This is a genomic window from Cereibacter ovatus (assembly GCF_900207575.1).
GTDB classification, from domain to species: domain Bacteria; phylum Pseudomonadota; class Alphaproteobacteria; order Rhodobacterales; family Rhodobacteraceae; genus Cereibacter_A; species Cereibacter_A ovatus.
Genome location: NZ_OAOQ01000001.1, coordinates 276510 through 297728 on the forward strand (window position 1 = coordinate 276510; position 21219 = coordinate 297728).

The following is a 21219-nucleotide window of genomic DNA, read 5'->3' on the forward strand; positions in this document are numbered from 1 at the left end:
CTGTCGGACCAGTTAGGTGATTTCCCGGCCTAGACCCAGCGGAACACCGCCGCGGCATAGATCAGGCAGCAGATCAGTGCCCCCCAAAGAGGGGCGCCGAAGAAAAAGAGCCAGCCAAGGCAGATGAAGGCAGACCCCAGAAGCGTGATGAACAGCCGGTCGCCACGCGTCGTCTCGATCGTCAGTATCCCGCGCCGGGGCACCTCTGGCCGGAAGATCGCAAGCAGCGTCATCACCAGCAAAAGCGCGGCGATTGTGCCGAAAAAGGCCGCCGTGGGCATGGTCCAGGCCATCCATTCCATGTCTCATACCCTCCCCAGGGCAAAGCCCTTGGCGATGTAATTGCGCACGAACCAGATCACCAGCCCGCCCGGAATCAGCGTCAGAACCCCCGCCGCCGCCAGAACCCCCCAATCCAGCCCCGAGGCCGAAACCGTCCGCGTCATCGTGGCGGCAATCGGCTTGGCATTGACCGAGGTCAGCGTTCGCGACAACAGCAGTTCCACCCAGCTGAACATGAAGCAGAAAAAGGCCGCCACCCCCACACCGCTTGCGATCAGTGGCATGAAGATCCGCACGAAGAAGCGGGGAAAGGAATAGCCGTCGATATAGGCGGTTTCGTCGATTTCCCTGGGCACGCCGCGCATGAACCCTTCCAGAATCCAGACCGCCAGCGGCACGTTGAACAGACAATGCGCCAGTGCCACCGCGATATGGGTGTCAAACAGACCCACCGACGAATAAAGCTGGAAGAACGGCAGCGCAAAAACCGCGGGCGGCGCCATTCGGTTGGTCAGCAGCCAGAAGAACAGATGCTTGTCGCCCAGAAACCTGTAGCGCGAAAACGCATAGGCCGCGGGCAGGGCGACGGTGATTGAAATCACCGTGTTCATCGCCACATAGGTCAGCGAATTGACATAGCCCATATACCACGAGGGATCCGTCAGGATCGTCACATAGTTCTGGAACGTCAGATCCTGCGGCCAGAGCGTGAACGTGCGGGTGATCTCGGCATTGGTCTTCAGGCTCATGTTGACCAGCCAGTAGACCGGGACCATCAGGAACAGAAGATAAAGCGTCATCACGATGGCAGAGCCGGGCCGCTTCATGTCCGGGTCTCCTGCATGGGGGCGCGCATCATTTCGTCTCTCGGTCGAGGTTGGTCATCACGGTGTAGAACACCCATGAAATCAGAAGGATGACAAGGAAGTAGATGATCGAGAACGCCGCCGCCGGGCCAAGGTCGAACTGGCCGATCGCCATTTTCACCAGATCGATGGACAGGAAGGTGGTGGCATTGCCCGGGCCGCCGCCGGTGACCACGAAGGGTTCGGTATAGATCATGAAACTGTCCATGAACCGCAGCAGAACCGCAATCAGCAGGACGCCCCGCATCTTGGGCAATTCGATATGGCGAAACACCGCCCAACGGCTTGCCTGATCGATCTTGGCGGCCTGATAATAAGCCTCGGGGATGGATTGCAGGCCCGCGTAGCACAAAAGCGCCACCAGCGAGGTCCAGTGCCAGACATCCATCACGATCACCGTGGCCCAGGCATCCAGCCAGTCGCTGGTGTAATTATAGTCAAAGCCCAGCGCCGTCAGCACCCGCCCCAGAAGGCCGATGTCCACCCGGCCGAAGATCTGCCAGATCGTGCCCACCACGTTGAACGGGATCAGCAGCGGCATCGCCATCAGGATCAGGCACAGGCTGGCCCAGAAGCCCTTTTTCGGCATGTGAAGCGCCACAAAGATGCCCAGCGGCACCTGGATCGCCAGAATGATCGCGGTGAACAGCACCTGCCGGCCAAGGGCGGCGTGGATACGCTCCGAGGTGATGATTTCCTCGAACCATTCCAGCCCCGCCCAGAAGAAGGCGTTGTTGCCGAAGGTGTCCTGCACAGAATAGTTGACCACCGTCATCAGCGGGATCACCGCCGAAAAGGCCACAAGGACCAGCACCGGCAGCACCAGAAACCACGCGCGGTTGTTCTGCGACTTGTCCATCAGGCGCCCCTCTGCTGGCCGAGAGGCTTCACCCGCCAGTCGTCGGCATAGACGTTGATCTTTTCCGGTGCCAGCCGCAGCCGCGTCTGCCCCGTGGCGGCGGCCTCGCCTTCGGGCAGCAGCAGGTTCACCGGCCGCCCGAACGCCTCGGCGCGCAGGATGCGGTGGCGGCCCACGTCTTCGACCCGGGTGACGGTGACGGGCAGGCCCTCTGCCGCCAAAGAGACGAACTCGGGGCGGATGCCGATCTGCACCCGGCCGCGCAGCGCGGGATAGGCGGCGCCCAGGGGCACGTCGATCCCGTTCACCCGTGCGGTTTCGCCCTGAACCTCGGCGTCGAACAGGTTCATCCCCGGCGAGCCGATGAAGTAGCCCACAAAGGTGTGTTCCGGCGTTTCGAACAGCTCTTCGGGGGTGCCGGTCTGGACCACGCGGCCCTCGTGCATCACCACGACCTTGTCCGCGAAGGTCAGCGCCTCGGTCTGGTCATGGGTGACATAGATCATCGTATGGCCGAATTCGCGGTGCAACTGCTTCAACTGGGTGCGCAATTCCCATTTCATGTGGGGGTCGATCACGGTCAGCGGCTCGTCGAACAGGATCGCGTTCACATCCTCGCGCACCATGCCGCGGCCAAGGCTGATCTTCTGCTTGGCATCGGCGGTCAGACCCTGCGCGCGGCGATCCAGCGCAGACTCCATCCCGATCATCTTTGCGATCTGATCCACCCGCCGCGCGACATAGGCCGCGTCGCGCCCGCGGTTCTTCAGCGGAAAGGCCAGGTTCTCGCGCACGGTCATCGTGTCGTAGACCACGGGAAACTGGAACACCTGCGCGATGTTCCGCTCGGCCGTGGGGGCGCGGGTCACGTCGCGGCCGCCAAACAGCACGCGGCCCTGCGACGGCGTGACCAGCCCCGAGATGATGTTCAGAAGCGTGGTCTTGCCACAGCCCGAGGCGCCCAGCAGCGCATAGGCGCCGCCGTCCTGCCAGACGTGATCCATTTCCTTCAGCGCAAAGTCGGCCTCGCCCCGGGGTTTCGCGAAGTAGCTGTGGGCGAGCTTGGAAAGCGTGATCTCGGCCATCTGCCCCTCCTCAGGCCGCGGCGGCATAGGCGGCGGGCGCCACCAGCGCCCCCGCCTCGTCGAACAGATAGACATGCGCGGGATCAAGCCATACCGAGACTTCGGTTCCCGGCGCGATGTCATGCACGCCCCCCACCAGACCCACCCAAAGATCCGGCCCATGTGCCAGATGCAGGAAACTTTCCGATCCGGTGATCTCGGTGGCCGAGATCCGGCAGGCAAATTCCACCGCGCGGCCGGAATGGCGTTTCAAGGCCAGATGGTTGGCGCGGAACCCCGCCAGATAGCGGCCATCGGGCAGGGCCGCGAAGGCGCCCTCGGCCGGGGCACTGGCCAGATGACCAAGGTTCAGCCGATGGCCGGTCTTGGTGACGGGCACGAAATTCATCGGCGGATCGCTGAACACCCGCGCGGTGATGGCGCAGGCGGGCTGGCGATAGACCTGAGGTGTCGGCCCGAACTGGGTCACGCGCCCTTCCCACAGCGTTGCGGTGTTGCCGCCCAGCAGAAGGGCCTCTTCGGGTTCGGTGGTGGCATAGACGAAGATCGCGCCGGAAGCCTCGAAGATGCGGGGGATTTCCAGCCGCAACTCCTCGCGCAGCTTGTAGTCGAGGTTGGCCAGCGGTTCGTCCAGCAGCACCAGACCCGCGCCTTTCACCAGCGCGCGGGCCAGCGCGCAGCGTTGCTGCTGACCGCCCGACAGTTGCAGCGGCTTGCGGTCCAGCATCGGGGTCAGCTTCAGCATCTCGGCCACGGCGCGCACGTCGCGGTCGATCTCGGCCTTTTTGCGACCCTGAAGCCGCAGCGGCGAGGCGATGTTGTCGTAAACCGTCATCGAAGGGTAGTTGATGAACTGCTGATAGACCATCGCCACGCGGCGGTCCTGCACGCGCTGGCCCGTCACATCCTGCCCGTTCCAGAAGATCTGCCCCGCGCTGGGCACATCCAGCCCGGCCATCAGCCGCATCAGGCTGGTCTTGCCCGACAGAGTCGGACCCAGCAGCACGTTCATCGTGCCACCTTGAAGCACGAGGTCGGTGGGGTGGATATGAACCCGCCCCTCGACCACGCGCGAAACCCCGCAGAGTTCCAGCGTCATTCTCCCCCCTTCGCCGCCCGGCTTGGTGCCGGGTCTTGGCTTTCGCGGGCTGCGGCCATCATCCAGCCGTCCAGCACCGCAATCTGGTCTTCCGTCATCCGCAGCCCCAGCTTGCCGCGCCGCCAGACCACATCTTCGGCGCGCCGGGCGTATTCCTGCTCCATCAGCCAGCGCACCTCGGCCTCGGTCAGGGTAGCACCGAAGTCCTGTCCCAGATCAAGCGCATTGCGCGATGTTCCAAGAATCTTTTGCGCCTCGGTGCCATAGGCCCGGACCAGCCGTTGCGCCCATGCCGGGGTCAGGAATCCATGGGTCGCCAGCAGGTCGGTCACAAGCCGTGCCGCGCCATCCACCGGAAAGTCGCCGCCGGGCAGGGGGACACGCGCGGTCCATGGCCCGGTTTCCTGCGGAAGAAACGGATGCAGCCTTGCCAGCGCACTTTCGGCCAGCCGGCGATAGGTGGTGATCTTGCCGCCGAACACATTCAGCAGCGGCGGCCCGTTGCGATCAACCGACAGCACATAATCCCGCGTCGCCGCCGTCGCTGATGTCGCGCCATCGTTATACAGCGGGCGCACGCCCGAATAGGTCCAGACGATGTCGGCGCGCGTCACCGGGCGTTCGAAATAGTCCGAGACGAAGGCGCACAGGTAATCCTGTTCGGCCTCGGTGCAGGTGGCGGTTTCGGGCGGGCCGTCATGGTCGCGGTCGGTGGTGCCGATCAGGGTGAAATCGGTCTCGTAGGGGATGGCAAAGACGATCCGCCCATCGGTGCCCTGAAAGAAATAGCAGCGGTCGTGGTCGAACAGGCGGCGGGTGACGATATGGCTGCCGCGGACAAGTCGCACGCCCTCGGTTGTCGGCAGATGCAGCGTGTCGCGGATCACCTGCCCGACCCAGGGGCCGCCGGCATTGACCAGCGCCCGGGCAAGATGGCTGCGCGGGCCGTCCGGCCCCTCGGTGGTGACATGCCACAGATCGCCCTGCCGCGCGGCCGCCGTCACCTTGGTGCGGGTCAGAATGGTGGCGCCGCGCGCCGCGGCATCGCGGGCGTTCAAGACCACCAGTCGGGAATCCTCGACCCAGCAATCGGAATATTCCCAGCCTTTCGTGAATTTGCGTTTCAGCGGGACGCCTGCGGCTTCCCGTGTAAGATCCACCGCCCGCGCCGCCGGCAGGATCTTGCGTCCGCCCAGCCGGTCATAGGTTTCCAGCGCCATCCGGATCAGCCAGGCCGGCCGGCGCCCCTTCATCCAGGGCATCAGCCGCGCCAGCAGCCGCGAGGCCGGCGTGTCGCTTTCGAACCGCATGTCGGGCTGCCACGGCAGCACGAAGCGCATCGGCCAGGCGATGTGCGGCATGGCGACAAGCAGCGTCTCGCGTTCTTCAAGGGCTTCGCGAACAAGGCGGAATTCGAAATATTCCAGATAGCGCAACCCGCCGTGGAACAGCTTTGTCGACGCCGACGAGGTCGCCTGCGCCAGATCGCCCATCTCGGCCAGCGTCACGCTCAGCCCGCGGCCGGCGGCGTCGCGGGCGATACCGCAGCCGTTGATCCCGCCGCCAATGATGAAGATATCGACCGGGGTCGCCCCGGTCCTGTCCGCTGCCACGATACGCCTCCTCCTCCGGCCAATCGAGAGGGCCGGAGCTGCGGCGTTTTGTCAATCGGAATTTTCGGAAATGTGCGATTTTGCCCGAAACGAACATCGGCAAGGTGGCGCTGCATTGCTGCCCGGCGCCCTTGGCCCGGATGGCAAGCGGCGCGCGGGTTGCCCCGCGCGCCGCGCCATGTCAGGGCGCGATCATTCGACCGCGGTATATTCCGGCAGCGCCTCAAGCTCGTCGCGCGTCATCGGCACATGGATGCGGACATCGCTGTTGTCGGCGTCGGTGTAGATCCGCAGATCCTCGAACGGCACCGCCACGTTGCGCGCCCCGATCCCAAGGAAGCCGCCCACGTCGAACACCACCTGATCGATCTTGCCATCATCGGCCAGAACCAGATCCGAGATGCTGCTGACCGACTCGTCGTTCATCGAATAGACCTCGGCATCGCGCAGATCCTCGGCCGTCATCGGCGTGCCGGTGTAAAGGGTAAAGCCCTCGGGCACCTGCATCTCGGCGGTCGTGGTCGTGTCGCTGCCCATCGGCGCCGTGTCGGTCGCCGTCGGCGGCACGGTGCGTCCGGTCGTGCCGGGGTCCATCGTGGTGCCCGTATCCGGCATGGTATCGGGCGCGGTATCGGTTGTCGTGCCGGCCGCGGGCGGCGGTGTTGTGGTCGTAGCATCCTGCGCCAGCGCCGAAAGCGCGGTCGAAGTGGCCAGAATGGCCGAGAGGGCGATCATTTTCTTCATCTTGCGATCCTTTCGCCAAGAAAGCGACATTTGCACAGAGCCCTGTGGCCTGCTGTGACGCCAACACGCGGGACGCGGTGCGGTTTCGTCAGCGGCAGCCTGCCACGGGGCCTTTGCGCGGATCGGCGGTGTCTTGCTGAAAGCGATTGGAATGACGGGAAAAAAGTCGCTGACCTGTGGCGTCTCGCGCCGATGTGCGGGAACATTTCCAAAGCGTCGCGTGGGACCATCCGGGCTTTCGGGCCAAGCTGCGGAGCTTGGTGCGGCGCAATCCCCACAGGCGATGTTTCTCGCAAAGCGGCATTTGTCGCAAGCGCCGCGCCACGAAGGGGGCGGCCGGATCATCATCTTGCGGCAGATGCCAAGGAAAACGGCACGCAGGGGGGCGTGCCGTCCGCTTCGGTGTCCTGTCTCGGGCGCGCGGGCCGTCGATCCTTCGGGCAGGTCTGCGTCCCGGCGATGGAAGGCAGGCCTCAGCGCCGAACTGGCGGGGCACCGCGGCTAGCTGCGCGGGGCCTTGCCGCGCCGGGCGTGCCGCAGCCGGTTTGATCGATCCGGTATCCCGTCCGGCCAGCATCCAAGGCGCAAGACCCGTGAACAGCATCATCTATTTCGTCGGCCTGATCGTGATCGTCATCGCGATCCTGTCTTTTCTCGGCCTGCGCTGACTTCCCCCTTGCGGCCCCAGTGACGGGCTGTCTGCCCGCGGTCCGAGAACTTGCAGCCCCGTGGACACACCCCGTCCGCGGGGCCATTGCGTTCGCCCTGTGCCGCATCGGGGCGGGCCTTCGGATCGGGCGCGCGCTGCCGGACGCTTCCTGTTTGCAACCCGGCATCGTCGCGGTCCATCATCCGCGGAACCACCCCCAATGCCGGTGCGCCCGATGAATGACATCTTCCAGAGTTTCCTTGCGCAGGACATCGCGGCCCCGATGCTGAGCAGCCTTGTGACGGGTCTGCTGATCGGACTGGACCGAGAGGTGCGCGGCAAGCCCGCCGGGCTGCGGACCCATGCGCTGGTCTGTTTCGCGGCCACGATCCTGACCCTTGCCGCGGCGCGTCAGGGCGAATGGACGGCGAATTTCATGCCCGGCACGCAGCTTGTGTCCGACCCCTCGCGGATGGCGCATGGCATCCTGACCGGGATCGGCTTTCTGGGCGCAGGCGTGATCTTCCGCGAGGGGGCCTCGGTTCATGGGCTGACCACGGCCGCCTCGCTCTGGATCGCCTCGGCGCTGGGCATCGTCTATGGCGTCGGCATGTATTGGCTGGCGGTGGCGGGAACGGCGGCCACGCTGATCGTGCTGGTGGTGATGCGGATCATCTTTGCCCTTCTGCCGGTGCGATCCGAGATCCGCCTGCGGGTGATCGTCGCCGGAAGCTCTGGTTTTGGCGCGGCAGAGCTGCGCGAAATCCTGCGGCGCGAAGGCTTGCGCATTCGCGCGGTCAGCCGCAGCCACAGCCGGCCCAACGACCGGCTGGAACTGGGGGCCTCGGCCTATTGCCGGTCGGAAGCGGGCGCGGATCGTCTGGCAGAGGCGCTGCTGCGGACCGAGGCGGTCCTTGCCTTTTCGATCATCCCCGCCGAGGATCCGGCGGGCCAGATGCTGCATACCGGGATCGGGCACCGGCATTTATAGCGCCGCGCCTCTTGCGCGGCCTGTCGTAAACCGCGGTTTCCCGCCGTCAGCCTGCCGCGCGAAAACCTGTGGCGCTGGCGGGAACCCGTGCCGGATGCGGGCTGTTTGCTTTCCCAAAGCGGATTGGCCGGGGGATGCGTGATGGTCAAAGGCGGGGCAGGGTTTCCCGGCGGCAGGATGGGGCGCGGCCCGCAGCGTCTTGGGGCGGGGGCATCCATGCGCGCCTTCAGGCAGGGCGGGTGCCATGCGCCGGCCTGACAAGTCATTGAAAGCAGGCACAGCCCTGTGGCCCATCGCGCCAGAGGGGCCGTCTGGTCTGGAAGGGATGCGGGGAACAATTCCCGAACCGGACGCTTGTGATCGGACAGGCGCAAGAAGCGGACCCGAGGCAATGATCCCAGTCATGCAGGACGATCAGGCGGCAGCTCTGGTTCGATGGCAGGTCGAATGCAGTCTCAGGCGGGCTTATGACCTGACGCTGGCGCACCCGACCGAGGCGGCGTCCGACGACAGGTTTGGCCATCTGCTGGACCTGATCCGCAAGCGGCAAAGCCTCGGCCCGCGGCCGTCATGATCCGCGGCACCAGGACGGCCCTTTCGGGGGGCCGCGTTGTCTGCCTTGGGTCAGTCGCCCTTGTGGGTGCCGGCAGGCGGCGGGGGCACCGCCGCGGCGCCTTCGCGCAGCGCCAGCGCATGGGCCAGTCGGCGTGCCAGCCCCGGAATGGGCGCGGGCCCCTTCCCGCTTCGATCGCGCGCAAGAGCTGCTGGCTCTGCTGATGCAGGTCGTCCTGCCCGGCTGCCGCTTCCGTTTCCTGATCCTGCCCTGTCACCATCGGACCTGCTGCCTGCACCCTGATCCAAGGCTTGCCGGGACCGGCGGCCCTGCGCAACGCCAAAGCCGGAACCGGCCCCGAAACGCGACGGTGATTGCCGCACCGGAGGCCAACCAGAGCCAGAAGCGGCCCGTGACGGACCAGACCCATCCGCAATCGATCATTCCCGATGTCGTCGATCTTATTCCGGCCCTGCGCGCCTATGCCCGGTCGTTGACCCGCACTCAGGCCGATGCCAGCGATCTGGTGCAGCAAACGCTGCTGAAGGCGCTTGCCAATGTCGACAAGTTCCAGTCGGGCACCCGGCTGCGTGCGTGGCTGTTCACCATCCTGCGCAACACCTTCCACATCCGCAGCCATATCCGCGCCCGAGAGCGGACCGGCGTCGCCGATTGCGTGTCGGGCGAGATGTCGGTGCAGCCCTTGCAGGAATGGGCAGTGCCGGGCCGCGAGTTGATGGCGGCGATCGAGCGGCTGCCAGTTGATTCCCGCGAGATCCTGATCCTGGTCGTGATGCCGGGCGAAAGCTCCGAGGATGCCGCGCGGATCTGCCGTTGTGCGGAGGGCCCGGTGAAACACCGGGTCAGCCGCGCCCGGACGATGGTGATGATCGATCTGGAAGGCGGCGGCGCCTGACCGCGCCCGACATGGCCTTGTGCGCCCGCAGGGGGCGCGAAACCCCGACGAGTCACCCCGGTCTTTCGGCCGTCGGACCAGCCGAAGGCCCGCCCGCCGCGACAGCCGTCTGCGCGGCCCGTCGTTTCGCGGATCGCCTCAAAGGGGCGCCCCGGCCCCCGTCTCAGGCCGAGACCTGTTCACGCAGGATCGCCACCGTCATCGAGATCATCAGATAAATCCCCGCAAAAATCAGCATCACCACCAGCGTGTTTTCGAATGCGCGCGGGTAGGCGGGTTCGTCCGGCAACACCGGGCGCACCGACAGCGAGAGATAGCGGGTCTGGCGATGTGCTTCGACCCGCGCGGTTTCCAGCGCCTCCAGCGCCTGCGCGAGCAAAAGCTGCCGCGTCGTCACGTCGGATTGCGCCACCAGCAATTCGCCCTGCACCTTGGCCAGCGACAGCCCGTCCTTGCCGTCCTCGGTCAGCCGGGCGCGGGCGGTGGCCACCTCGGCCTCAAGGGCTGCGATACGGCGGCGGACAGGCTCCATCCGGGCGGGGTTCGGCTGCGCGTTCGACTGCATCTGCTGAAGCGACAGCCGTTCGGTCATCAACTGGCTTTCCAGCTGGCCCAACTGGCTGGCGATCAGCGAAACCTCGACCTCGGAGGACAGCACCTTGAAGCGTTCCTGAAGCGTCACCACCCGCTGCTGGGCGGCCAGCATCTTGGCCTCGGCCTCGTCATAGATCTGGCGGGCCCCCGCCATCTGATCCTCGCGCAGGCGCTGGGTCAGATGGTCGACCTGTTCCTCGGCATAGGAAATCAGCGCCGTGGCATAGGCGACCGAGGTTTCGGGATCGGTGGCGCGGACCTCAAGCTTCACGATACCTTCGGTCGGATCGTAGGCGATCTTTACCGTCTTTGTGTAAAGCCGATAAGCGTCCTCGGCGGTGGCATCGGGGGCAAGCCGCTGGATCGGGTCGATCCCCTCTTGGCTGAAATGTGGACGAAAGCCGATGTCGCGATCCAGCCGCTGCATCGCCTCGCGCGATTGCAGATAGCCCTGAACGGCCATGCTGTCCTGCGCTGTGGCGAACTGTGTTCCCGACAACAGCCCGCCGATCCCCCCGACCGAGGCCGGATTTTCCGCCTGCTGGATCACGAATTCGGATTTCGTGGCAAAAAGCGGCGTCGCCAGTTGGTAATAGTAGTAGCCTGCAAGAATTGTCGGCAGCAGCACGAAAAACGCCAGCCGCGCCGCCAGCAGCGCCAGCTTGCGCCGCCGCCTGCGGGCGATGTCGCGCTGGATGCGCATGATCGCATCGGCCTGACCCTCTTCGGCCCGGGCTTCGGGGGACGGCAGGACGAGCGGCGGCGCCGTATCGGGCAGCGCCGCCCCCCCATCGCTGAGCGCCAGCGCACGGCCATGGGCCGGCCGGTCCGCCGAGGCGGCATCAAGCAGGCTGCCGCGCTGGAACGGGTCGATGCCGGCCCGGCGCAGCAGAACCACGGCCTCGTGGTCGGAACTGGCGGTCAGCCCTTCCTTCTGTGCGATCCGCCGGGCCATGCGCAACTGACGTGCGGTCAACCCCTCGCGCCGGACGGCATCGATGTCGGTGCCGGGCTCGTCTGCGGGCGGCGCCACGCCGGCATTGGCCGCCGCGGCCGGACCCGGTTCGGGGGCGGGCAGGGGCGCCTGATCGGCCGGCTGGATGCGGAACCGTCTAGCCTTGAGCTTCATAGTCATAAAGACGTTTCGCTTCCTCAAGCGTGTCGAACATGTAAAGCCGGCCATGTCGCAGCACGGCGGCCGAGCGGCAGAACTTTTCCAGCACCGATGGCTGATGCGAGACGATGACGACCGTAGACTGTCGCAGCCTCTCGCGCAAAAGGGTTCCCGCCTTTCGATTGAAGGCTACATCCGTCGTAGAGGGCATCCCCTCGTCGATCAGGTAAATGTCAAACTCGATCGCCAGCATCAGCGCGAAGGACAGCCGGGCCTTCATGCCGGACGAATAGGTGCCCACCGGCATGTCGAAATATTCACCGATGCCGCAGAGCCAGCGGCAGAAACCTTCGACATAGTCCGGGTCAAGCCCGTAAAGCCGGGCGATGTAGCGGGCGTTTTCGGTCGCGGTGTGGCGTGAGACCACGCCGCCCATGAAGCCCAGCGGAAACGAGATGCGCGAGCGGCGCAGGATCCGACCTTCGTCGGGTTTTTCCAGCCCGGCCATCATGTTGATGATCGTGCTCTTGCCGGTGCCGTTGGGGGCAAGGATGCCCAGAGAGTTGCCCAGTTCGACCCGGAACGAGGCCCGGTCAAGGATGACCTTGCGCTGCTTTCCGGTCCAGAACGATTTGCTGACAGTTTCGAATTCGATCATCCGCCCGCTCCGGCCGCCCCCGCGCTGCCTTGTCCGACCATCGCTAGCCGACACCCATCGCTAGCCGACAAAGGTTAACCAATCTGCCCTTATCGGCGCAGTTGGGCAGGATTATGTCCGCGTCGGCGCCAATCGTCCGGGCCAGATGGCGCGGGTGTGGCGGCGCTGCAAGACCTGCGCCAGCTGGCGGTGGTGGGGGCCGGGGCGCAAGCGCGCAGGCCCCGGCCCCGCGATTGCGCGGGCAGGCGGCAGAGGGTATGGCCGGGGCAGAAGAAAGGAGATCACAGCCATGAGCCGCGCATTCGTTTTCCCGGGGCAGGGTGCCCAGACCATCGGCATGGGCCGGGCGCTTGCCGAAAGCTATCCGGCGGCGCGTGCCGTCTTTCAGGAAGTCGACGAGGCGCTGGGCGAGAAGCTGTCGGCGCTGATCTGGGACGGCTCGATCGACGAGCTGACGCTGACGCAGAACGCGCAGCCCGCGCTGATGGCGACCTCGATGGCGGCCCTGGCCGCGCTGGAGGCCGAGGGGCTGGGGATCGCCACCGCCTCGTTCGTGGCGGGGCATTCGCTGGGGGAATATTCGGCGCTGTGTGCGGCGAAATCGCTGAAGCTGGCTGATACGGCGCGGCTGCTGCGGGTGCGCGGTCAGGCGATGCAAGAGGCGGTGCCGGTGGGCGTGGGCGCGATGGCGGCGCTGCTGGGTCTGGATTACGAGACCGTGGTCGAGGTGGCGCATGAGGCGGCCGAGGGCGAGGTCTGTCAGGCAGCCAACGACAACGATCCGGCGCAGGTGGTGGTGTCAGGCCACAAGGCCGCGGTGGAACGTGCGGTCGAGATCGCCAAGGCGCGGGGTGCCAAGCGTGCGATCCTGTTGCCGGTCAGCGCGCCTTTCCATTGCGCGCTGATGCAGCACGCGGCCAGCGTGATGTCCGAGGCGCTGGCGGCGGTGGCGATCGAGGCGCCGGTCTGCCCGGTGGTGGTGAATGTCCGCGCCGAGGCGGTCAGCGAGCCCGACCGCATCCGCGCGCTTCTGGTGGCGCAGGTCACGGGGGCAGTGCGCTGGCGCGAAAGCGTGATCTGGATGGAGAATGCAGGCGTGACCGAGTTCTGGGAGATCGGCGCCGGCAAGGCCCTGTCGGGGATGATCAAGCGCATCGCGAAAGGGGCCGGCACCCGCGCGATCGGCGTGCCCGAGGATGTGGCGGCGGCGGCTTCGGCCTGAGGCCGGTGGCGGAGCGGGGGTTTTGCACCCCCGCACCCCCGCAGGATATTTGGGCCAGACTGAAAGGGGCAGGGCCGCTTTTTTGGTGTGGCGATGTCGAATGCCGGCAAGGCCGCGTGGGTCAGGGGCGGTTTGGGCGTCAGCGTGTGGTGCGGCCGTCGTGGCCGCCGCGGCGCCGCGCGAGGCGGGGCGCGCGGGCGGGCAGGTCTGCCATGATCGTGCGGCGGGCGTCCGGGGAGAGGCGTGACCAGGCGGCGATCTCGTCCAGGGTGCGGTGGCAGCCGACGCAGATCCGTTCTTCCGGGTGGATCATGCACAGTTTCACGCAGGGGCTTTCGATTTCGTCCCGCGTCCAGAGGTCGTCTTTCACCTGTTTCTCTCCCGTTCGAGCCAAGCCAGGCGGTCCAGCACGCCTTGCAGGATATAGCCTGCGGCGACGTGGTCGATCACCTCGGCGCGACGTTTGCGGGACGTATCCGCCTCGATCAGCGCGCGTTCGGCGGCGACCGTGGAGAGGCGTTCGTCCCAGTAGCCGATCGGGAGCGGGATGAGGCGCGAGATGTTGCGGGCGAAGGCGCGGGTCGATTGCGCCCTTGGGCCTTCCGATCCGTCCATGTTCCGCGGCAGGCCGAGCACCAGACCGGCAAGGGCGCGGCTGGTCACGATTTCCTGAAGTTTTGCCGCATCCTCGGTGAATTTGGTGCGGCGGATGGTCAGCAGCGGGGTTGCGATGTGGCGCAGGCCGTCGGAGACCGCGACGCCGATCGTCTTGGTGCCGAGGTCGAGGCCGGCGATGGCGCCGCTGCGCGGCAGGGCGGCGAGGAAGTCGGCGATCTCGTCGTGGATCATTGTGTGAGCCCTGCGCGTTCGGCAGCGGCGCGGATTTCGGCGAGGTCGGCCTCGCGGCCCTGGAAGCGGGTCAGGGCCTCGGCGTGGATGGCGCGGGCGCGGTCGGTCTGGCCGAGGATGCCGAGGGCGCCGATCAGGCGGGCCCATTCCGCTGCGGTGCCGCCTTCGGTGGCGAGGCGGGTGTTCAGGCCCTCGACCATGGATTCGATCATCGCCTTGCGCTCTTCCGGGGACATGTCGGCCGCGGCCTGCATATCGGCGGTTGTGGGGCCGGTGGGGGTGGCGGCTGTTTCGGGGGGAAGGTCGTATTTCACCCCGGCGAGCCAGGCCAGTTCCTCGATCTGGGCGCGCAAGGGCGGCATCCACGGATCACCGGGCTGCGAGCCTTCCAGCAGCCCGCGCCACAGTTTGAACGCCATGTCGGGCCGGCCGGTCTGGGCCAGCAGCAGGCCGGAATAATAGCGTGCGGTGCCGTTCTGCGGATCGCGCCGCAGCGCCTCGGTCAGGGCGGATTCGGACTCGGGGGTGACGATGCCGGCGGCGGCGATGATCTTCAGTTCCGCGAGTGCTGCGTGATCCTCGGCAGTGTCGGCGGGGGTTTTCAGCGCGATCACCTGGCTTTGGGCGGCGGCGGCGGCGGCGAAATTGCCCAGGGCGGCCTCGTTTCGGGCCAGAAGTTCCTGGCCACGGATGTCTTCGGGGTTGGCGGCGACGGCGCTGCGCAGCTTGTCCATAAGGATCAGGAATTCGGGATCGGCCGCGGGGGTTGGCGACCGGGCCGTGCGGGCGGCCTCGGCCTCGGCTTCGGCCTGCGAAGGGCGGTTGCGGTAGGCGGTTTCGGCCTCGGCCAGCCGGGCGGCCATCGGGCGGTCTCCATAGCCGGGCGCCCCCAGATCGAGATAGGCCGCGACTGCGCCGCCCAGCACCAGCACCATCCCGCCCGCCGCGGCAAGGGTCAGGGCGCGCGGCGAGGCGCCGGCGCCATTCCCGGCCTTCAGTGCCCGGTCGGCATCCAGCAGGCGGCGTGAGACTTCCGTTTTCAGCCGGTCGGCTTCGTCGGGGGCGATGGTGCCGCGGGCAAGGTCGCGTTCGATCTCTTGCAGCTGGTCGCGATAGACGCGCATGTCGAAGGCGGCGGCGGGTTCGTCCGATCGCCCCCCGCGCAGCAGCGACAGCACGAGCAGCGCGGCGACGCCTGCGGCAATCGCCCCGGCAAGGATCCAGAACAGCGTCATTTCCATCAAGGCCCCCGTGCTGACTGCCCCCATGTAGGGCCTCGGCGTCCGGGGCAAAAGTCCCATTTCCGTCATTGTCGCCCGTGGTGGGCCACCGCTGACGGGCGATGTCGCATTTGTGCCGATTGTGCCGCTTGCGCACGGGGCCATCTCCGCGCACCGTTCCAGAACGCAGGGAAAGGCCCGAGACGGGAGTCGGCACATGAAACGCTATTCGGTTTTCGCCATTGCCCGCGAGGCGATGCGCCATCATACGGGGTGGGAGCGGGCCTGGGCCTCGCCACTGCCGAAGTCGTCCTATGACGTGATTGTGGTGGGGGCGGGCGGTCATGGCCTTGCGACGGCCTATTACCTTGGCAAGAACCACGGCATCACCAATGTCGCGGTGATCGAGAAGGGTTGGCTGGGCGGCGGCAATACCGGCCGCAACACGACGATCATCCGGTCGAACTATCTTCAGGACTCCTCGGCCGCGATCTACGAAAAGGCGCGCAGCCTGTATGAGGGGCTGAGCCAGGATCTGAACTACAACGTCATGTTCAGCCCCCGTGGCCTGCTGATGCTGGCCCAGACCCATCATGAGGTCCGCGGCTACATGCGCACGGTCCACGCGAACCTGTTGCAGGGCGTCGAGACCGAATGGATCGGCCCGGAACAGGTCAAGCGGCTGGTGCCGATCATGAACATCGACGGGCCGCGCTATCCGGTGCTGGGGGCGCTGTTGCAAAAGCGCGGCGGCACGGCGCGGCATGACGCGGTGGCCTGGGGCTATGCGCGGGCCTGCTCGGCCATGGGCATGGACATCATCCAGCAATGCGAGGTCACGGGCGTGCGCCAGCAGGGCGGGCAGGTGACCGGGGTCGAGACCACCAAGGGCTTCATCGGCACCAAGAAGCTGGCGATCGTGGTGGCGGGCCATTCGGGGCAGGTGGCCGAAATGGCCGGCTTCCGCCTGCCGGTCGAGGCGGTGGCGCTTCAGGCGCTGGTGTCGGAACCGATCAAGCCCTGCATCGATGTCGTGGTGATGGCCAACACCGTTCACGGCTACATGAGCCAGTCCGACAAGGGCGAGCTGGTGATCGGCGGCGGCACCGACAGTTTCAACAATTTCACCCAGCGCGGCAGCTTCCACCACATCGAGGAAACGCTGCGCGCCCTGATCGAGACATTCCCGATCATCAGCCGGCTGAAGATGCTGCGTCAGTGGGGCGGCATCGTCGACATGACCGGCGACCGCTCGCCCATCCTTTCGAAGACGCCGTTGGGCAATTGTTTCATCAACTGCGGCTGGGGCACGGGGGGGTTCAAGGCGATTCCGGGCTCGGGCTGGGCGATGGCGGACCTGGTGGCGAAGGGAGAGCCGGGGCCGCTTGCTGCCGAATTCGGCATGGACCGCTTCCGTGAGGGGCGTTTCATCGACGAATCGGTTGCGGCAGGGGTGGCACACTGATGCCCCCGCGTTACCGTGTCGCTTTGACGCCGCCGCTTCATGCGGTATCTCCTGACTACAACTCTCTGGAGACGCCGACATGTTCTCATTCATCGACGACATCCCCTCGCGCGAGCAGATCAAGGCTCGGGTTCAGGCGGACATCAAGAAATACAAGCTCGACGAACGCTGGAACAATTCCCGTGTCGTCCAGAAGTCGAAAGAGCTTCTCAACGACGAGGAACTCAAGATCGATCCGGCAACCTGGATCTGGAAGCGTATGCCGTCGAAACAGCAGCTTGCCGCCCGTCGCGACAAGGACATTGCGTCGATCTGGAAATATCGCGTGCAGATTGGTGGTTTCGCCTGTGGCGCGCTGGTGTGCCTTGTTCTGGCCGGTATCGCCACCTCGGGCAATTTCGGCGGCGCGTCCGATTCCTCGAACCGCCCGACTGTCGTCTATCCCATCGAATGAACCGGGCGCCTGCGCCCGGCCTGACCGGAGCGCAAGCGCATGCTGATCCTCGAATGTCCTTATTGCGGCGTGAAGGCCGAGGAAACGGAACTGAGCCCGGGCCATGAAGCGCATCTGAAGCGTTTCGGTCCCGGCTCGTCCGACGAACAGTTCGAATCCTACATGTTTGCCCGGAAGAACCCCAAGGGGGTTCATTTCGAGCGGTGGCGCCACACCTATGGCTGCGGCAAGTGGTTTCTGGCCGCGCGCTGCACCGCCACGCTTGAGGTGTTCGGCACCTATCCGGCACAGACATCCGAGCCACCCGCCGATATCGTCGCAAAGATCAAGGCCCGCCGGCCGAACTGGGAGGGCGTGAAATGAGCACGCGTCTGGCACGGGGCGGGCGGCTGATCGACCGCGCGACCGCCCATGAATTCACCTTCAACGGCAAGCGGATGGCGGGCTTTGCCGGCGATACGCTGGCCTCGGCGCTTTTGGCCAATGACCAGATGCTGGTCGGGCGCAGCTTCAAGTATCACCGCCCCCGCGGCATCGTCGCCTCGGGCGCGGAAGAACCGAACGCGCTGGTCAATCTGGGTCAGGGTGCGCGGCTGGAACCCAACCAGCGCACCACCACGACCGAGTTGTTCCCGGGGCTGGCCGCGGCCAGCCAGAACCACTGGCCCAGCCTTGAATTCGATGTGGGGGTGGTGAACAACGCCGTCGCCCGCTTCCTGCCGGCAGGGTTCTATTACAAGACCTTCCTGCAACCGCGCGCGGCGTGGAAACACCTGTTCGAGCCGGTGATCCGTGCCTCGGCCGGTCTGGGTCGCGCCCCGACCGAAGCTGACCCCGACCGCTACGAACAGGCTTATGCCCATTGCGATCTGCTGGTGGTGGGCGGCGGCATTGCGGGCCTTCAGGCGGCGCTGACGGCGGCCGGAACCGGCGCGCGGGTGATCGTCCTGGAACAGACCGCGCATTGGGGCGGCCGTGCCCCGGTCGACGATGTGCTGATCGACGAAAAGCCCGCGGATCACTGGGTGGCGGCGACCGTGGCCGCCCTGTCTGCGATGCCAAATGTGACGCTGCGCCTGCGCTGCATGGCCGCCGGCGTCTATGACCACGGCTATGTTCTGGCCGAGGAACGCGTGGCCGATCACACCCCCGGCGACGGGCGGCCGAAAAAGCGGCTGTGGCGCATCCGGGCGGCGAAAGTCATCACCGCCACCGGCGCGATCGAGCGGCCGTTGCCCTTCGCCGGCAACGACATTCCGGGGGTGATGCTGGCCTCGGCGGTGCGCGATTACATTGTGAACTGGGCGGTGTCGCCCGGCGACCGCGTGGTGATCGTCACCAACAACGACGACGCCTACCGCACCGCCATTGCCGTCCATCGCGCCGGGCTGACAGTGCCGGCGGTGCTGGATGCGCGGACCGAAGCCGATGGCGATCTGGTGCAGGAAGTCCGCTCGCTGGGCATTGCCGTGCATCTGAACCGCGGCATCGCCAAGGTGAAGGGCGGCCGCCGTGTCTCCGGCGTCGCTGTCTGCGCGCAGGCCGGCGAGGGCGCGGTTCTGGACGAGATCGCCTGCGATGCCGTCGCCATGTCGGGCGGCTGGTCGCCCGTGGTCCATCTATGGAGCCATTGCGGCGGCAAGCTGATCTGGGACGAGGCTCAGGCCGCCTTCCGTCCCGATCCGCAACGCCCGCCGATCACCCATGACGGGCAGGCGATGGTTGCGGCGGTGGGCTCGGCCAACGGCCTGCTTCAGGCGGACGAGGTGTTGGCGGATGCGATCCGCGCGGCGGGCGGCAGCGGCCCGGCGCCCAAGGTCCATGCCCCGGCCGAGGCCGCGATGGTGCCGGTCTGGATGATGCCGCAGGGCGCCTCGGCCGAGTTGCGCGCCAAGATGTGGCTGGATTACCAGAACGACGTGAAGGTGGCCGACGTTCAGCTGGCCGCCCGCGAGGGCTATGAATCGGTCGAACACACCAAACGCTATACCACGCTTGGCATGGCGACCGATCAGGGCAAACTGAGCAACATCAACGGTCTGGCGGTGCTTGCCGGATCGCTGAACGCGCCGATCCCGCAGGTGGGCACCACCACCTTCCGCCCGCCCTATACGCCGGTGACGTTGGGTGCGCTGGCCGGCGAGGCGCGCGGCGAGATCTTTCAGCCGCTGCGCCGCACGCCGATGCACGACTGGCATCAGGCGCATGGCGTCTATTGGGAACCCGTGGGCCTGTGGCGCCGGCCCTATTGCTACACCCGCCCCGGCGAAAGCCATGCCGATGCGGTCAAGCGCGAGGTCGTGAATGCCCGCAGCCATCTGGGGCTGCTCGATGCCTCGACGCTGGGCAAGATCGTGGTCAAGGGGCCGGACGCGGGGCGCTTCCTTGACATGATGTATACCAACGTCATGTCCTCGCTGCCGGTGGGGCGCTGCCGCTATGGGCTGATGTGCAACGAAAACGGCTTCCTGATGGATGACGGGGTCGTGGCGCGGATCTCGGATGACACCTGGCTTTGCCATACCACATCCGGCGGGGCCGACCGCATCCATGCCCATATGGAGGACTGGCTTCAGTGTGAATGGTGGGATTGGCAGGTCTATACCGCCAACCTGACCGAGCAATATGCCCAGATCGCGGTGGTCGGCCCTTCGGCCCGCAAGCTGCTGGAAAAACTTGGCGGGATGGATGTCTCGAAAGAGGCGCTGCCCTTCATGCACTGGGCTGAAGGCACGCTGGCCGGCATCCCGGCGCGGGCGTTCCGCATCAGCTTCTCGGGCGAGCTGTCCTACGAGATCGCGGTTCCCGCCGGGCAGGGGCTGGCGTTCTGGGAGGCCTGTATCGCCGCAGGTAAAGAGTTCGGCCTGATGCCCTATGGCACCGAGGCGCTGCATGTGCTGCGCGCCGAAAAGGGCTTCATCATGATCGGGGACGAAACCGACGGCACGGTGATCCCGCAGGATCTGAACCTTGGCTGGGCGGTGTCGAAGAAAAAGGCCGATTTCATCGGCAAGCGCGGGCAGGAACGCACTTTCCTTGCCAGCCCCGACCGCTGGAAACTGGTGGGGCTGGAAACGCTTGACGGCTCGGTTCTGCCCGATGGCGCCATTGCGCCGGCGCCGGGGATGAACGCCAACGGCCAGCGCAACACCCAAGGACGTGTCACCTCGACCTATTATTCGCCGACGCTGAAGAAGGGCATCGCCATGGGCCTTGTCCATCGCGGCCCGGACCGGATGGGCGAGGTGCTGGAATTCCCCAAGATCTGGGGCGGTGTGGTGAAGGCGCGGATCGTCGATCCGGTGTTCTACGACAAGGCAGGAGAGAAGCAGGATGTCTGAGGCGGCAAGCGCGCTGGGGAACGCCAGCTTCGAAGGATTCGCCACCATCCGCGAGATCGGCCCGATGGGCATGATCGCGCTGCGGGCGAAACATGATCTGCCGCAGCTTTCCGCGGCCCTGACCGCGGTGCTGGGTCTGGGCCTGCCCGAGCGGCGCCGGATCCTGACCCGGGGCGAGGTCCGGGTGGGCTGGATGTCGCCGGACGAGTTGCTGATCGTGCTGCCTTACGGCGATGTCGCGGCGACGGTCGCGGCGCTGACGCAGGCGCTGGCGGGGGTGCATATGCTGGTGGCGGATGTGTCGGATGCGCGGTGCATCTTCCGTATCGAGGGCGAAAAGGCGGCGCAGGTGCTGATGAAGCTGTGCCCTGTCGATTTCGCCATGCTGGCCCCTGACGAACTGCGCCGCACCCGCACGGCGCAGGTTCCCGCCGCCTTCTGGGCCGAGCAGGGCGGCTATACGCTGGTGGCGTTCCGGTCGGTCGCGGCCTATGTCATGGGGCTTCTGACCCATTCCGCCCAGCCGGGAAGCGAGCTTTTCCCCGGCTGAGGCCCCACCGGGAAGATCCTCTGCCTGAGAAGAAAACTTCGGTGGCGCAGGAGCTTCCCGGCCAATCCTGCGACATCTGGTCGCCGTGACCCCTT

General features: G+C 66.3%; 22 protein-coding genes. 10 read left to right on the top strand and 12 right to left on the bottom strand.

What is annotated here, in order from left to right; translation table 11 throughout:
* Positions 1-29: 29 nt before the first annotated feature.
* The 7 genes from CRO07_RS01300 to CRO07_RS01330 all read right to left on the bottom strand — a co-directional run bounded on the left by CRO07_RS01300 (position 30) and on the right by CRO07_RS01330 (position 6548).
* A complete protein-coding gene (locus CRO07_RS01300; protein ID WP_097028869.1) occupies positions 30-302 on the bottom strand; it encodes a DUF2160 domain-containing protein in 273 nt (90 codons plus the stop codon).
* Positions 303-305: 3 nt separating this feature from the next.
* Positions 306-1109, bottom strand: a complete 804-nt coding sequence (locus tag CRO07_RS01305; protein ID WP_097028870.1) for a carbohydrate ABC transporter permease — start codon at positions 1107-1109, stop codon at positions 306-308.
* Positions 1110-1137: 28 nt separating this feature from the next.
* Positions 1138-2007 (bottom strand): carbohydrate ABC transporter permease, encoded by an 870-nt coding sequence (locus tag CRO07_RS01310; RefSeq protein WP_097028871.1) that lies wholly within the window; start codon positions 2005-2007, stop codon positions 1138-1140.
* The gene (locus CRO07_RS01315) at positions 2007-3092 is read right to left on the bottom strand and encodes an ABC transporter ATP-binding protein (protein WP_097028872.1); all 1086 of its coding nucleotides are present in this window, start codon (positions 3090-3092) and stop codon (positions 2007-2009) included. Before CRO07_RS01315 ends, CRO07_RS01310 begins: the two co-directional genes overlap by 1 nt.
* A 10-nt stretch (positions 3093-3102) precedes the next feature.
* A complete protein-coding gene (locus CRO07_RS01320; RefSeq protein WP_097028873.1) occupies positions 3103-4191 on the bottom strand; it encodes an ABC transporter ATP-binding protein in 1089 nt (362 codons plus the stop codon).
* On the bottom strand, positions 4188-5804 hold the full coding sequence (gene glpD, locus CRO07_RS01325) for a glycerol-3-phosphate dehydrogenase (RefSeq protein WP_097028874.1): 1617 nt from the start codon (positions 5802-5804) through the stop codon (positions 4188-4190). Before glpD ends, CRO07_RS01320 begins: the two co-directional genes overlap by 4 nt.
* A 192-nt stretch (positions 5805-5996) precedes the next feature.
* Positions 5997-6548, bottom strand: a complete 552-nt coding sequence (locus CRO07_RS01330; RefSeq protein ID WP_097028875.1) for a PRC-barrel domain-containing protein — start codon at positions 6546-6548, stop codon at positions 5997-5999.
* 545 nt (positions 6549-7093) lie between these two features.
* On the opposite strand from CRO07_RS01330, the gene CRO07_RS19300 reads away from it, so the two are divergent.
* From CRO07_RS19300 to CRO07_RS01340, 4 genes are all read left to right on the top strand, one after another.
* The gene (locus tag CRO07_RS19300) at positions 7094-7216 is read left to right on the top strand and encodes a hypothetical protein (RefSeq protein WP_268876222.1); all 123 of its coding nucleotides are present in this window, start codon (positions 7094-7096) and stop codon (positions 7214-7216) included.
* 216 nt (positions 7217-7432) lie between these two features.
* The gene (locus CRO07_RS01335; protein ID WP_097029044.1) at positions 7433-8188 is read left to right on the top strand and encodes an MgtC/SapB family protein; all 756 of its coding nucleotides are present in this window, start codon (positions 7433-7435) and stop codon (positions 8186-8188) included.
* 403 nt (positions 8189-8591) lie between these two features.
* Complete coding sequence (locus CRO07_RS18350; RefSeq protein ID WP_204839976.1) at positions 8592-8762, top strand: hypothetical protein; 171 nt, start codon at positions 8592-8594, stop codon at positions 8760-8762.
* A 391-nt stretch (positions 8763-9153) separates the two neighbouring features.
* Positions 9154-9657, top strand: a complete 504-nt coding sequence (locus tag CRO07_RS01340; RefSeq protein ID WP_176504460.1) for a sigma-70 family RNA polymerase sigma factor — start codon at positions 9154-9156, stop codon at positions 9655-9657.
* Positions 9658-9820: 163 nt separating this feature from the next.
* On the opposite strand, the gene CRO07_RS01345 is transcribed toward CRO07_RS01340, so the two are convergent.
* Together CRO07_RS01345 and CRO07_RS01350 are read right to left on the bottom strand one after the other, a co-directional pair.
* Complete coding sequence (locus CRO07_RS01345; RefSeq protein WP_097028876.1) at positions 9821-11386, bottom strand: capsule biosynthesis protein; 1566 nt, start codon at positions 11384-11386, stop codon at positions 9821-9823.
* The gene (locus tag CRO07_RS01350; protein ID WP_097028877.1) at positions 11364-12023 is read right to left on the bottom strand and encodes an ABC transporter ATP-binding protein; all 660 of its coding nucleotides are present in this window, start codon (positions 12021-12023) and stop codon (positions 11364-11366) included. Before CRO07_RS01350 ends, CRO07_RS01345 begins: the two co-directional genes overlap by 23 nt.
* A gap of 289 nt (positions 12024-12312) precedes the next feature.
* Between CRO07_RS01350 and fabD the strand changes: the two genes are divergently transcribed.
* Entirely contained in the window at positions 12313-13245 is a 933-nt protein-coding gene (fabD, locus tag CRO07_RS01355) for an ACP S-malonyltransferase (protein WP_097028878.1), read from the top strand.
* 139 nt (positions 13246-13384) lie between these two features.
* On the opposite strand, the gene CRO07_RS01360 is transcribed toward fabD, so the two are convergent.
* From CRO07_RS01360 to ccmI, 3 genes are read right to left on the bottom strand one after another with little or no spacing between them, the layout of a single operon-like run.
* Positions 13385-13615: a DUF1289 domain-containing protein gene (locus CRO07_RS01360; RefSeq protein WP_097028879.1), complete on the bottom strand. Its 231-nt coding sequence runs from the start codon at positions 13613-13615 to the stop codon at positions 13385-13387.
* Positions 13612-14094: a Holliday junction resolvase RuvX gene (gene ruvX, locus CRO07_RS01365; protein WP_097028880.1), complete on the bottom strand. Its 483-nt coding sequence runs from the start codon at positions 14092-14094 to the stop codon at positions 13612-13614. The genes CRO07_RS01360 and ruvX overlap by 4 nt, the downstream gene beginning before the upstream one ends.
* On the bottom strand, positions 14091-15335 hold the full coding sequence (gene ccmI, locus CRO07_RS01370) for a c-type cytochrome biogenesis protein CcmI (RefSeq protein ID WP_176504461.1): 1245 nt from the start codon (positions 15333-15335) through the stop codon (positions 14091-14093). The genes ruvX and ccmI overlap by 4 nt, the downstream gene beginning before the upstream one ends.
* A 196-nt stretch (positions 15336-15531) precedes the next feature.
* Between ccmI and CRO07_RS01375 the strand changes: the two genes are divergently transcribed.
* The 5 genes from CRO07_RS01375 (at position 15532) to CRO07_RS01395 (ending at position 21124) form a co-directional block, all read left to right on the top strand.
* Positions 15532-16779 (top strand): sarcosine oxidase subunit beta family protein, encoded by a 1248-nt coding sequence (locus tag CRO07_RS01375; protein WP_097028882.1) that lies wholly within the window; start codon positions 15532-15534, stop codon positions 16777-16779.
* 79 nt (positions 16780-16858) lie between these two features.
* Entirely contained in the window at positions 16859-17233 is a 375-nt protein-coding gene (locus tag CRO07_RS01380; RefSeq protein WP_097028883.1) for an MFS transporter, read from the top strand.
* Positions 17234-17272: 39 nt separating this feature from the next.
* Positions 17273-17596, top strand: a complete 324-nt coding sequence (locus tag CRO07_RS01385; RefSeq protein WP_097028884.1) for a sarcosine oxidase subunit delta — start codon at positions 17273-17275, stop codon at positions 17594-17596.
* Positions 17593-20574 (top strand): sarcosine oxidase subunit alpha family protein, encoded by a 2982-nt coding sequence (locus tag CRO07_RS01390; RefSeq protein WP_097028885.1) that lies wholly within the window; start codon positions 17593-17595, stop codon positions 20572-20574. Before CRO07_RS01385 ends, CRO07_RS01390 begins: the two co-directional genes overlap by 4 nt.
* The gene (locus CRO07_RS01395) at positions 20567-21124 is read left to right on the top strand and encodes a sarcosine oxidase subunit gamma (RefSeq protein WP_097028886.1); all 558 of its coding nucleotides are present in this window, start codon (positions 20567-20569) and stop codon (positions 21122-21124) included. The genes CRO07_RS01390 and CRO07_RS01395 overlap by 8 nt, the downstream gene beginning before the upstream one ends.
* The last annotated feature ends 95 nt before the right edge of the window (positions 21125-21219 follow it).